Origin of the sequence: Paraburkholderia kirstenboschensis, from assembly GCF_032806925.1 — a bacterium.
Classification (GTDB): domain Bacteria; phylum Pseudomonadota; class Gammaproteobacteria; order Burkholderiales; family Burkholderiaceae; genus Paraburkholderia; species Paraburkholderia kirstenboschensis.
Genome location: NZ_CP136513.1, coordinates 2663102 through 2675980 on the forward strand (window position 1 = coordinate 2663102; position 12879 = coordinate 2675980).

The 12879-nt window shown below is 62.4% G+C and carries 9 protein-coding genes, 1 tRNA gene, 3 pseudogenes and 2 riboswitches; of the genes and pseudogenes, 10 read left to right on the top strand and 3 right to left on the bottom strand.

Translation table 11 applies throughout. The features are described from left to right. Window positions 1-16: 16 nt before the first annotated feature. The 5 genes and pseudogenes from RW095_RS41595 to RW095_RS34685 all read left to right on the top strand — a co-directional run. Window positions 17-199: pseudogene (locus RW095_RS41595) on the top strand (tetratricopeptide repeat protein); the annotation flags it as partial. A 294-nt stretch (window positions 200-493) separates the two neighbouring features. Continuing rightward, window positions 494-1912, top strand: a complete 1419-nt coding sequence (locus tag RW095_RS34670; RefSeq protein WP_317020309.1) for an O-linked N-acetylglucosamine transferase, SPINDLY family protein — start codon at window positions 494-496, stop codon at window positions 1910-1912. A gap of 98 nt (window positions 1913-2010) precedes the next feature. Next, window positions 2011-3726, top strand: a complete 1716-nt coding sequence (locus RW095_RS34675; RefSeq protein WP_317020310.1) for a glycosyltransferase family 9 protein — start codon at window positions 2011-2013, stop codon at window positions 3724-3726. 181 nt (window positions 3727-3907) lie between these two features. Continuing rightward, window positions 3908-4291: pseudogene (locus RW095_RS34680) on the top strand (hypothetical protein); the annotation flags it as partial. After that, a pseudogene (locus tag RW095_RS34685) lies at window positions 4249-4416 on the top strand (tyrosine-type recombinase/integrase); the annotation flags it as partial. The pseudogenes RW095_RS34680 and RW095_RS34685, both read left to right, overlap by 43 nt. 75 nt (window positions 4417-4491) lie before the next feature. Here RW095_RS34685 and RW095_RS34690 read toward each other — a convergent pair. Beyond that, window positions 4492-4567, bottom strand: a tRNA-Arg gene (locus RW095_RS34690). 291 nt (window positions 4568-4858) lie between these two features. Here RW095_RS34690 and RW095_RS34695 point away from each other — a divergent pair. Beyond that, entirely contained in the window at window positions 4859-5776 is a 918-nt protein-coding gene (locus RW095_RS34695) for a c-type cytochrome (protein WP_317020311.1), read from the top strand. Between the two features lie 124 nt (window positions 5777-5900). Here the strand turns inward: RW095_RS34695 and RW095_RS34700 are convergent, their stop codons facing one another. After that, the gene (locus tag RW095_RS34700) at window positions 5901-6470 is read right to left on the bottom strand and encodes a hypothetical protein (RefSeq protein WP_317020312.1); all 570 of its coding nucleotides are present in this window, start codon (window positions 6468-6470) and stop codon (window positions 5901-5903) included. A gap of 153 nt (window positions 6471-6623) precedes the next feature. Further along, window positions 6624-8732, bottom strand: coding sequence for a UvrD-helicase domain-containing protein (locus RW095_RS34705; protein ID WP_317020313.1), 2109 nt, complete (start codon window positions 8730-8732; stop codon window positions 6624-6626). A 408-nt stretch (window positions 8733-9140) separates the two neighbouring features. Here RW095_RS34705 and RW095_RS34710 point away from each other — a divergent pair, with 408 nt between their 5' ends. From RW095_RS34710 to gcvH, 4 genes are all read left to right on the top strand, one after another. After that, window positions 9141-10190, top strand: a complete 1050-nt coding sequence (locus RW095_RS34710) for an oxidoreductase (protein WP_317020314.1) — start codon at window positions 9141-9143, stop codon at window positions 10188-10190. Between the two features lie 180 nt (window positions 10191-10370). Beyond that, the gene (locus RW095_RS34715) at window positions 10371-10721 is read left to right on the top strand and encodes a hypothetical protein (RefSeq protein ID WP_317020315.1); all 351 of its coding nucleotides are present in this window, start codon (window positions 10371-10373) and stop codon (window positions 10719-10721) included. A gap of 71 nt (window positions 10722-10792) precedes the next feature. Further along, a riboswitch (glycine riboswitch) is annotated at window positions 10793-10891 on the top strand. Window positions 10892-10924: 33 nt separating this feature from the next. Further along, window positions 10925-11078, top strand: a riboswitch (glycine riboswitch). An 80-nt stretch (window positions 11079-11158) separates the two neighbouring features. Further along, window positions 11159-12277, top strand: a complete 1119-nt coding sequence (gene gcvT, locus RW095_RS34720; protein ID WP_317020316.1) for a glycine cleavage system aminomethyltransferase GcvT — start codon at window positions 11159-11161, stop codon at window positions 12275-12277. A 77-nt stretch (window positions 12278-12354) separates the two neighbouring features. Next, window positions 12355-12735 (top strand): glycine cleavage system protein GcvH, encoded by a 381-nt coding sequence (gene gcvH / locus RW095_RS34725; RefSeq protein WP_317020317.1) that lies wholly within the window; start codon window positions 12355-12357, stop codon window positions 12733-12735. The last annotated feature ends 144 nt before the right edge of the window (window positions 12736-12879 follow it).

The following is a 12879-nucleotide window of genomic DNA, read 5'->3' on the forward strand; positions in this document are numbered from 1 at the left end:
ACAGGCCGGTCTGGACATGGCCACCGAAAACAACCTGATCGATGTATTGATTCACCAGATTCACAACGGGCAGACCGCGAGCGCGCTGAAGCAGCTAGGCGAGTTGCTTGACCAGGAGCCAAATCACCCTGGCCTTTTGACCCTTAAGGCCGAAGCACTGAGGCTTTCGGGGCAGGCTCGCGAGGCGATCGAGACCTATCGCAGGGCGGGAGCGGTGGGCGGCGGTGCGCGCAACTGGCTGGTGGCTGGTCTGATGTTGAGCGCAGAGCGCCATATCGACGAGGCTCTTTCATGCCTGACCTTCGCTATTGCCGAAGATCCGGGCAACGATGAAATATTGAATGCGCTCGTTACCACACTGTTCAATGCGAATCGCTATCGGGACGGTGTGCCGTTTGCGCGGCGCTTGCTCGCGAGTACCGGGAACAATCATTACCTGTCGAACGCGGCGCTGTTGTTGCAAAGCAATGAATCGTACGAAGAGGCGGCTAACGTGTTCAAGAAGATCGTTGGATCCGGTGCCACGGATCCAGCCATTCTTGGCGCGGCTTTGGTGCCGGCCCGCTTTACATGCGAATGGGACTGGATCGAATCGCTGCAGCAACGCATCAGCGCGCATTATGCCCAGGGGCAGTACGGCGCCACACAGGAATACCCTCTGACGCACCTCACATGGTGTGCCAACGAGCTATATAACCTGGAGGTCACCAGAGCCTACGCCGCGCGGGTGCTCCCTTCGGTGACTCCACTCGTCACCGCGCCGCGCAAGGGCGGCGCGGGAGCGCGCATTCGCGTCGGTTATCTTTCGTCGGACTTCTGCAATCACGCCACGATGCACCTGATGGCGGGCCTGTTCGAGTGTCACGACCGAGAGCGGTTTGAGGTATTTGCTTACGATTCCAGTCCGCCGGATGTTTCGGCCTATCGGCAGCGCTTTCTCCGGGCGGTCGAGCATCATGTCGACATCACCGCGATGACCGATGCCAGTGCCGCTGCGCGCATTGCCGAAGACCAACTGGACGTTCTATTCGATCTGAAGGGGCATACCGGCTGGGGGCGTCTCGCCATCATGGCGTACCGGCCTGCGCCGTTGCAGGTGGCTTATCTCGGCTTTCCGGGAAGCACGGGAGCCGCGTTCATCGACTACCTAGTGTCCGATCGGTTCGTGACCCCCGATAACAGTGCCGCGTTCTACTCGGAAAAATTGTGCCGCCTGCCGCACTCGTATCAATGCAACGACCGCAAGCGCCCGATCGCCGGCGATGCAGGCTCACGTACGGCACACGGACTGCCCGACGAAGCTATCGTGTTTTGTGCGTTCAACCAGTCCTACAAGATCGATCGAGTCAGCTTTAATGCCTGGATGCGGGTGCTCGCCGAGGTGCCGGATAGCGTGTTGTGGCTGCTGAATCAGGGCGAAAGTGCGGAGCGCAACCTGCGGCGCCATGCAGAGCTGGCCGGCGTGGTGTCGGAGCGGCTGATTTTCTCGGGGTTCGCTCCACCGGATCGGCATATCGCTCGTCTGCAGCTCGCGGACGCGGCGCTTGACGCCCTCGTCTGCAACGGTCACACGACTACCTCGGACACGCTGTGGGCCGGCGTTCCAGTCATTACGGCACGGGGCACGCACTTCGCGTCGCGCGTAAGCGAAAGCCTGCTGAACGCAGTGAATTTGGCGGAACTGGTCGGCAAGGACGTCGACGAGATGGTCCAAATCGCTGTACGGGTTGGGCGCGATGCTGATTTCCGCCGTGCGCTACGCGCCAAATTAGCGGCAAATATCACCGTTACTCCGCTATTTGATACCGAACGCTTTACGCGAAACTTCGAGAACGCGATCGGCATGATGGTGCAGGCGAGCCGCTCGGGCGAGCCGCTTGTGCATCTCGATGTCCTGGATTCGAATGACTGACGTATCCCGCGCAATAAGTTCGCATCGTCCCAGATCGCATCGCCAGATTCCACATTACTGCTGCTGCGACGCGTCACGCGGCGGCATAGAAGGTATTTATGAAGATCAATTTGGGTTGCGGCAGCGATTACATGCAGGGCTGGCTAAACGTCGATCAGTGGCCCGACGCAAATCCCGATCTGGTGATGAACCTCGAGGAAACGCCGTGGAAACTCGACGATAACTGCGCCGACGAGATCCTGCTGAAGCACGTCCTCGAACATGTCGGTCAAAGCAGCAGCACCTTCCTCGCGATATTTCAGGAAATCTACCGCATCTGCAAGCCGGATGCGATCGTGAACATCCAGGTTCCTCATCCTCGGCATCAAGATTTCCTCTCGGACCCGACGCATATTCGCCCGATTCTGCCCGAGCTTTTCTCGTGCTTCGATCTCGCGACCGTGGAGCTTTGGCAGGAACATAATCTGCCAGGCACACCTCTCGCGAAATACCTCAAGGTGGACTTCGAGGTGGCTCGCGTTCAGTACCATCTGAGCGCTCACTGGCAAAAGGAGCACGCTGAAGGACGGATTGACGAAGCCGGCCTCATGCACGCGATCGACACCTTTAACAATGTGGTCGAATGGATCGACATCGGACTGCGCGTACGCAAGCCGTTCAGGCCCGGGCATGCGCTTCGCAAGGTCGACGCGATATGTATCGAACGCCATGGCGGCATGGGCGATGTGCTGATGGCGCTGGGTGCCGCAAAAGCGCTGAAGGCCATTTCGGACCGTCCAATCGTCATGGTGACCGCGCCGTCTTTTCGCAGCCTTGCCGAAGCATGCCCGCACGTCGATGAGGTCGTTGACAATGTCTCGGCCCTGAATGGCCGATACGTGAACGTCAAGCACATCGATCTGAATCCCACCGCTTACGGCACCTCGCGTTTGCATCAGATCGATGCCTATCTGCAGGCCTTCGGCGTCTCGGCGGACGCCGCACTAAAGGACATCGAGCTGAGGCTGGAGGCTTCGGGAGAGGCTGATGCGCAGCGGCTCATCGCATCGTGGCCGGCACGCGCGCCGGGGCAAGTCCGTACGCTTCTCCATGTTGGACAAGGCGATCCCAACCGGACATGGCCCGTACAACGTTGGGCCGAACTGGCCACGGCTCTGATCGGTCAGGGACAGCAGGTGATTCTGATAGGCAGCGGGGACAAGCTTCGTGAGCAGAGTGCCATGACGGCAGTGGAAGGTGTGCTCAGTGCGCTGAATGTGCTGGGCGCAGAGGGGACCGTGGCATTGATGCGGCAGTCGGATGTGCTGGTATCCGCCGATAGCGGTCCTGTTCAGTTGGCCGCCGCGAGCGACATTGGCATCGTTGCACTGTTTTCCGCGGTTGCGGGTTCATGTCGCCTGCCGTTTCGCCGAGGCGAGGCGAGATGGCGCGCGGAAGAGGTCAAACCGTCTTGCGGCTTCTATCCGTGCTACCGTCAGATGCAGGACCCGCAGATCATGGCCCCTTTCCACGCGGCTTTGCAGAATCAATCGTTGAGCGTCGGAAAGCTGTTTTCGGACTGGTGCCCAGCCGGCAGCTCTTTTGCGTGCATGACGCAGCAGATTTCGGTTCCAATGGTCCTCGACGCGGTCAAGCGCATTGCGCTGAGCGTCGACTCGTCGAACACTGATGCGACGCCGCCAAAGACAAGGACGCGGCGTGCGCTCGACGCTGTGGCCGCGTCGCCAAAACGCAGGCCGCGCAAGCGTAAGGCAAGTACTGTTGCGACGGAAACAGTCACGGCAAGCGGGAGCGGTAGGGTCGAAGGCGCCTGAAAGCACGCGCACTTCCGCGCGCTGCAGCCCTGTCTGCCTGAAAGGCTGTACGACCTCGCCGGGATTTCACCACAGCCCCCTAATCTTACTGTGTCACAAAATCATTTGCAGTGAAGCGATACCTGGTACTATTGAATAGTACAGACTTCGGGCGATCGCGATGAGAGAAGATGTCGACGAAATCAGCGGCGAAGATAACCACAATGCGAAGGTGTTGCCGGAGACCTACCCGACCGAAGCCGAGGCACGCGCGGCGGCAACGGTCGAGCGGAACCGCACGCAACGAAGCCAGGCGACGATGACCTATAACCTCGCGCTCGGCCGCCCCGACCTTTATCCCGAAGTGCCCGTTTATCTGAACGGTTCCAAGGCTGAGATCGATGCCGAATCATGGCTTGTGAAAAAGGTGCGGCACGAGATCGACGGCAACGGCGGTTACACGTGCGACCTCGAACTTGAGACACGCGACGATCCGACGAGCGACCGGCACCGCTCACACTTCCGCAAGGGCGTCACCCGTAGGCAAGCTGGCATGTGCAGCGCGGCACGCCGTTACAGGTCCTGAAGGAGCCGGGAGGATGGGAAACGCTGGAGATGGTGCAACGCTACGCGCACCTGTCGGCCGATCACCTGGCACGCTGGGTTGGGCCGCACACACAGGTCGTCGACCTGCAGACGGCCGCCCGCTGACTGTACCAACTGTATTTTGACTGTACTGGAGGGAAATGCTGAAGCAGGAAAAACCGCTGAAACCCTTGTCAGGATTGGCGCGCCCGGCTGGGATCGAACCAGCAACCCCTGCCTTCGGAGGGCAGTACTCTATCCATTGAGCTACGGGCGCTTTGACACAAGAAGCGAAAGCGCGGCAATCTGAGCGGATGCGGCGCCAAAGCAAGACCGAAAGGATACCCGGTTTCCGCCATACCGTCCACCGGACGGCCTTCGAGCCCTTCTCCAGCGCTTTCGCCCACCTTTGCACCACTTCGCGCGATGCGGGTAAACGCCTGCTGAACAGCGCGCCGCGGCCCTCGCCGCCGTCGAAAGCTTGCGTCTATAATCGTCCGTGGCCGATCAAGAACAAGAAGTTGCCGTCGCGCTGTACCGCTCACATACCCACGGAGACGAGACAAGCATGAGCGAAGCACCACACGGAGCCCCGATCAAAACCCCAGGACAGCTCATCGCCGCGGTCATCGCCGGATTTGCTGTACCGATCGTCATCATCGTTCTGCTGGCCTACTACGTCGACAATTCGACGCGCACCGGCGCCGGCACCGACAGTCTCTCCGAAGCCGAGGTCACCGCCCGCATCAAGCCTCTCGCTCAAGTCGACATTCGCGACGCCAACGCGCCACGCGTCTACAAGACCGGCGAAGAGGTCTACAAGGCGGTCTGCTCCGCCTGTCACGCGTCAGGGGCGGCAGGCGCACCCAAGTTCACCAATACTGCCGACTGGGCGCCACGCATCTCGCAAGGCTTCGACACGCTGCTGCACGCGGCGCTCGCCGGCAAAGGCGCCATGCCGCCGCGCGGCGGCACGAGCCCGGACGATTACAGCGACTTCGAAATCGCTCGCGCGGTGACCTACATGGCGAACAATTCCGGCGCGAGCTTCGCTGAACCTGCGCAACCGGCATCGGGCGCTGCTGCCGCTTCCGGCGCGGCCGGCGCTTCCGGTGCTTCCGGCGCAACAGCAGCCGGCGGCGCTTCCGACGCGGGCGCGGCACAAGCCGCCGCCGCAGTGGCGGCAATGGCGAGCGTCCCGCAAGCCGCGGCGCCCGCAGCCGGCGCCGCGCAAAGTGCGGATGCATCGCAAGCGGGCAAGGCCTTGTACCAGCAGGTTTGCCAGGCATGTCACGCTGCCGGCGTACTCAACGCACCCAAGTTCGGCGACAAGGAAGCCTGGGCGGCGCGCCTGAAGGAGCCGATGGACACCGTCTACAACTATGCGCTGCACGGCAAGGGCGCCATGCCGCCCAAAGGCGGCTCGAACGCCTCGGATGCCGACGTGAAAGCCGCCGTCGACTACATGGTCAGTGCCGCGAAGTAATGCACACTCATCGCGCGCAAAGACAATTGCGCGCCGCTTGCCGAGAACCGAATCCCTGCACCGCAGCCACGCGGGCAGGGATTTTTTTTCATGCTCGACGTATTCACGCGGGCGAGTGCCGGCTTTATTGCGCGTCGACGGGATGAGCGAACGCGTCGACAAATGAGAGCGCCGGCGTGCTGCGCGCAAGCTCGGTGAAACGCGCATGCAGTTCGGCGGGCGGGAGCCACGGATAACTCAAGTCTTCCTGCAACGCGTCCAGCAATGCGCCGTTCGCATCCGGCACGACGTCCATGCGTGCGATGTGGATATGAAAGCGGCTGACAGCGGGCGTCTCGTCGAAAGTCCAGCGATACACGCCGTGGCCCACGCGCAACGCGCCGGCGGCGGGTTCACGCATCAGCACGAGCCACGGCAGTGCATCGATCGCACCGTCGCGCACCGTCAGCGAGTCGCACACGTAATACGTGCGGCATCGCGTGTACGTCGCGCCAAAATCGGTGACGAGCGTCTTCGTGATCGCGTCCAAGCCGACCGTGCGCGCGGGAAAGGCGATTGTCGACGTCGCAAGAGAAATGGTGAGCTCGGCGTCGGAAGCAAACGCATCCGGCATGCGTTGCGCCCGCGTGTTGTCTTTCGCGTCGATGTAGGCTTCGGGGGCGCGGGTGTAAGGCGCGAGCGTCGGCGAGGTCATGCGGGCGGTCTCCAGTTGGCGTGCTCGAAGGTGCATGAAGCCACGCTAACGTGCGACCAACTAGCCGCGCCACTGTAGCGCGCCTGTTCACGAAAACCGGTGAAGCACCTCAGGTCAGCGTGGTCTTACCCCCGCACGCGCTGACCGCGGTTTTCAAGGCTTCTGCAGCAGCGCCTTGAGACTCGCGAGCCGGTCTTTCGGCGACATCGGCGCCTCTTCGGGCGTCGGCGGCGGCGCGTCGTCCAACAGCATTTCGGGGATGAACCGCGACGGCTCGCACACCACCGTCTCGCGTGCGCGCTTGCGCTTCTTGCACCAGTTCAGATGCAGGCTGCGCTGCGCGCGCGTGATCGCGACATACATCAGACGGCGCTCTTCCTCGATGCGCGCGTCGTCGATCGGCTCGTCGTCCGCGCCGCCTCTATGCGGCATGATTCCTTCTTCGACGCCCACCAGAAACACGTGCGGATATTCGAGCCCCTTCGACGCGTGCACGGTCGAGAGCCGCACCGCGTCCGGATCTTCTTCGCGGCCTTCGAGCATCGACATCAACGCGACCGTCTGGATGAGGCCGAGCAGGTTCTTGCCCGTGTCGCCAAAGCCGTCCGCCGTGTCGTAGCCGGTTGCCTCGTCGTTGGCCGAGCCAGCGGATCCATTCGAGCCTTGCGGCTCAGCCTTCGTGCCCTTGCGCTTCAACCATTCGATGAACTCCAGCACGTTTTGCCACTTGGATTGCGCCTGACGTTCGTCGAATGCGTCGTAGAGATACGCTTCGTAGTGGATCGCGTCCATCAACTCGTCGAGCAACGTGCCCGCCGCATCCTTTTCGGCGCGGTCGGTGAGGCGCTGCATGAAGTCGCAGAAAACGCGCATCGGTTCGATCTGACGCGGCGACAAGCGCGCTTCGATGCCGCCCATATACACCGCCTCGAACAGCGACACCTTCGCCTGACCCGCGAATGAGCCGAGTGCTTCGAGCGTCGTGTTACCGACACCGCGACGCGGCGTGGTGATCGCGCGGATGAACGCGGGGTCGTCGTTTGCGTTGGCGATCAGGCGCAGGTACGCGCAAATGTCCTTGATCTCGGCTTTGTCGAAGAACGACTGGCCGCCGGACAGCACATACGGAATGCGCTCGCGGCGCAGCACCTGCTCGAAGATGCGTGCCTGGAAGTTGCCGCGATAGAGAATTGCATAATCGCGAAAATTCGCGCGACGCTCGAACTTGTGCGCGGACAGACGGAACACTACCGACTCGGCTTCGTGCTCTTCGTCGTTGCATGGCGTGACGGTGATCGAATCGCCCATGCCGTGCTCGGACCAAAGCTTCTTTTCGAAGAGCTTCGGGTTGTTCGCGATCACGTTGTTTGCGGCCGTGAGAATGCGCACGGTCGAACGATAGTTCTGCTCGAGCTTGATCACATGCAGCTTCGGGAAATCCTTGCCGAGCTGCGCGAGGTTCTCGAGCGTCGCGCCGCGCCAGCCGTAAATGGCCTGATCGTCGTCGCCGACCGCCGTGAATGCCGCGCGCGGGCCGGCCAGTTGCTTGAGCAATTCATACTGGCAGGCGTTGGTGTCCTGATACTCGTCGATCAGCAGATAACGCAGCTTGTTTTGCCAGCGGTCGCGCACCTGCTCGTTACTCGCGAAGAGCTCGGCGGGCAGGCGGATCAGATCGTCGAAATCGACCGCCTGGTACGCATGCAGCGTCGCCACATAGTTGCGATAGACGATCGCCGCCTGGTGCTCGTCTTCATTCGCGGCAATCGCGATTGCCTGTTCGGGCATGATGAGCCCGTTCTTCCACAGCGAAATGATCGACTGGATCTTGCGGATAAAGCCCTTGTCCGTGGAGCCGACCTGCTCCTGGATCATGCCGAAGCAGTCGTCGGAGTCCATGATCGAGAATTGCGGCTTGAGGCCCACGTGTTCCGCTTCCTGCCGCAGAATCTGCACGCCGAGCGAGTGAAACGTGCACACCGTCAACTGATTGACGGGCACTTTGCGGCCTTCCTTGCCGGGCGTGGTCAGCGTCTTGCCTTCGAGCAGTTTCCCCACGCGCTCGCGCATTTCCGCCGCGGCTTTGTTCGTGAACGTGACCGCCGCAATGTGGCGCGGCTCGAAGCCCTTTGCCTCGATCAGGTGCGCGATCTTCTGCGTGATCACGCGCGTCTTGCCGCTTCCTGCGCCGGCGAGCACGAGACACGGCCCGTCGAGGTAACGGACCGCTTCATTTTGAGCGGGATTCAGGCCTGCGGACATCGTCTGTGGATGGGGTAGTGCGGGTTGAAAAGCGGCTGTTCAGATGGAGCTCTCAAACTCGCCGTTTGGAAGCGGCGCTCGAGGCGCCGCAGCGCAGTATTGCCGGTCGCGAAGCCGGCGCCACGCCGCGCGGCGTGCGCTCGGGGAATGCATGCCACGCGTTGTGAAGCCCGCCCGGCGAGCCTCGGTTCGCGCGAGAGGAGCGATGTTAACACGGATGAAATCGGCGGATAGATTCAGTCGACGAATCCCGCGGATAGAACCGGCGGCCACCGCGTCGCGAGAAAAGACGGTGCTTCGGCGCTTCGCGTGCCGTCGCAATCCCCGTCCCGGCCATGCCACAATGACGGCGTTGCGCGCCGTCGCCGCGGTGGCAAAGCGGCGCGCCGTTTTTGCAGGAAGACACGCATGTCCGCATCGCTGAAAATTGGGTTGATGGGTTACGGATTCGCAGGCGCAACCTTTCATGCGCCGGTGATCGAGCACTGCGGCCGCGCCAGCGTCGCCGCCATCGCGACCGGCAGACCGGAGGTCGCGCTCGCCGACTATCCGCACGCGAAAGTGGTGGCCGATCTCGACGCGTTGCTCGCGCTCGCGCAGATCGACTGCGTGGTGATCGCCACGCCGAACGACACGCACTTCGATCTCGCGCGCCGTACGCTCGAAGCAGGCAAGCACGTCGTGGTCGACAAGCCGGTCACGCTTAGCGCCGCCGACGCTCGCACGCTCGCCAACATCGCACTCGCGCGGGGCAAGCTGTTCGTGCCGTTTCATAACCGTCGCTGGGACGGCGATTTCATGACCGTTCGCGATCTGCTCGCGAGCGGTGAGTTGGGGCGCATCACGCACTATGAATCGCATTTCGACCGGTTCCGACCCGAAGTACGTCAGCGTTGGCGCGAGGAAGCGTCGCGCGGCGGCGGCCTGCTGTTCGATCTCGGACCGCATCTGATCGACCAGGCACTGGCCTTGTTCGGCGCGCCGCAGACCGTGTCCGCAACCGTGCGCACGCATCGCGATCAGGCGAGCGCGCCCGACTACGTGCATATCCAGTTGGGCTACGGCGAATTCGAAATCGTGTTGCACGCGAGCGCGCTGACGGCGATCGTCGCGCCGAGGTTCGCCATTCACGGCACACGCGGCAGTTACGTGAAATACGGGCTCGACACGCAGGAAGACCAGTTGAAAGCCGGCTTGCGTCCGGGCGACGAGGGCTTCGCGGCCGGCAATGCCGCAGGCACGTTGCGCGTGCTGGAGGGCGACCGCGAAGTAGAGCGCGAAGTGCCGACGGGCAATGGCGATTACGCGAGCTTCTACATCGCGCTCGCCGAGGCGATCCAGCACGGCGTGAAGTTCCCGGTGAGCCCGCAAGATGCCGTCGACGTGATGACGATTATCGAGCTCGCGGCGCGCAGTTCCGACGAAGGCGTGCGCCTGCCGTTCCAGCGGATCCGCTGAACGGCGTTGCCGGTTTGCGGTGTTGCCGGCGCGACGCAGAACGCCGCGCCGGCAAAACTGACAAACCGGAAAGCAATATGACGTTACAAATGAGCCGGCCGTCCGGGTCAGCGCTCGTCTGCCGTGATCCGTTGCTACGCCTGTAGCACAGCAAAACCACAACGACTTCACGGAGTGTTCATGCCACGTCCCATCCGCGCCTTCGCCGCATGCGCATTACTCAGTTCGCTCGCCGCCTGTGTCGTGGCACCGCAGCCCGAACCGGCGCCGCGCCCAAGCCCGCAACACATCGCCGATAAACGCTTGCATCAAGTCGACGGCCGCATCGAAAATCTGAGCCGCCGTATCGACAATCGCGTGAACCAAGGCTATTACCCGCCGCCGCAAGGGGAGGCGTTGCATCATCGGCTCGATGTGATCCGGCGCGAGGCGCACGAGATGGCCGGGCAACATGGCGGCGGCTTATCCGCCGACGAACAGCGCGTGCTGAACCAGGAACTGGACGGCGCGGCGCATGCGATCGGCGAATAAGGGCGGATAAGGGTGAATAACGGCGAATAAACCGTTCATTTGACAAGCCTCCGGCCCTCGCGTACATTCGCCGCACGCGTCGGGAGAGCGCGCTGGCCGCTGATTTCGCAGGCCGCGCCGCCGAAGGGGCACACCCGCAAACTCTCAGGCAAAAGGACCGAACGCGTCGAAAAACCCGTCTCAACGCAACATCAAGGCGCCGTTTTTCGCACTCTGGAGAGCGGCAGTAGCCGTCTGCATCGCAATGTCGTGCAGATCCTGGCAAGCTGCCCACCGAAGGGGCGCGCGTTCCGCCGTGACAAATCAACGTCGCCACGGCAGCGCAATCTCTCAGGTATCGAGGACAGAGGGGCCATGCAGATCCACGCTCGCAGCCAGCAGGCCGCGAGGCGCGGCTCCGCATGGCCTTTTTTGTTTCGCGAGACGCCCGAGGCCCCATGACCGAACTCAAACACACTCCGCTCAACGCCACCCATCGCGCGCTCAATGCCCGCATGGTCGATTTCGGCGGCTGGGACATGCCCGTCAACTACGGCTCGCAGATCGACGAACATCGCGCCGTGCGTACCGACGCCGGCATGTTCGACGTCTCGCACATGTGCGTGATCGACTTCACCGGGGAGCGCGTGCGCGCCTTCTTCGAATATGCGCTGGCCAACAACGTCGCGAAGCTGCAAACGCCTGGGCGCGCGCTGTACTCGTGCCTGCTGAACGCGGACGGCGGCGTGATCGACGACCTGATCGTCTATTACTTCGGGGAAGATCATTTCCGCGTGGTGGTCAACGCGGGCACCGCCGACAAAGACATCGCGTGGTTCAAGCAACTCAACGAAGGCGGCTTCGGCCTGACCATCACGCCGCGCCGCGATCTCGCGATCGTCGCCGTGCAAGGTCCGAACGCGCGTGAGAAGGTCTGGCAAACGGTACCGGCCATCCGCTCTGCAACCGAAACACTCAAGCCCTTCAACGCCGCGCGCGTCGAAGCAACGCCGTTCGGCGAATTGACCGTCGCCCGCACCGGCTATACCGGCGAAGACGGCTTCGAGATCATCGTCCCGGCCGATCACGTCGTCGCGTTGTGGAATGCGTTGCAAGCACAAGGCGTGCGGCCGGCAGGTCTCGGCGCGCGCGACACGCTGCGTCTCGAAGCCGGCATGAACCTGTACGGCCAGGATATGGACGACAACATCTCGCCGCTCGACGCCGGCCTCGCGTGGACCGTCGACCTCACCTCCGCGCGCGATTTCGTCGGCAAGAGCCGGCTGGAAGCGGACGGCTCGCGCGCCGCGTTCGTCGGTCTGATCCTGCTGAAGGAGAACGGCAAGGCGGCAGGAGTGCTGCGCGCGCATCAGAAAGTCGTCACGCCGCACGGCGAAGGCGAAATCACCAGTGGCACCTTCTCCCCGACCATGCAGGAATCCATCGCCTTCGCGCGGGTGCCGAAAGGCGTGCAGCCGGGCGACACCGTTCACGTTCAAATTCGTGACAAATCGGTGCCCGCAAGCGTGGTAAAACTGCCGTTCGTGCGTAACGGCAAAGTACTCGCGGCGAATTGAACCACTGCAAGCAGCCGGCGCGTGCGTCCTTTTCCAGTTTTTAGTCCATATCGAATCACACCGCATAGGAGCATCCGATGAGCATCCCGGCCGATCTGAAATACACCGAATCGCACGAGTGGGTCCGCACCGAAGCGGACGGCACGCTGACGGTCGGCATCACCGACCACGCGCAGGAAGCGCTCGGCGACATCGTCTTCTTCGAAGTACAGGAACTGGGCAAGACCGTCACGGCCGGCGATACGGTCGCCGTGATCGAATCGGTGAAAGCCGCTTCGGATATTTACGCGCCGGTTTCCGGCGAAATCATCGAAGCGAACACCGCCGTGGCCGACACGCCCGATTCGGTCAACAGCGCCCCGTATGAAAGCTGGCTCTTCAAGATCAAGCCGGCCTCGGACGCGACGCAGGACCGTTTGATCGACGCGGACGCGTACTCGAAGTCGATCGGCGCCTGATTCACTTTTATCTATAACCCGACAGGTGCGGCGCGTCCCTCGTGAATCACACGGGACCGCGCTCTGAAGAAAGTCCCTTTGGGGATGACCCTTCAGGAGACCTGGCGCTTGGCGCCAGGTCTTGGACGGTCCAGCACGGACAGC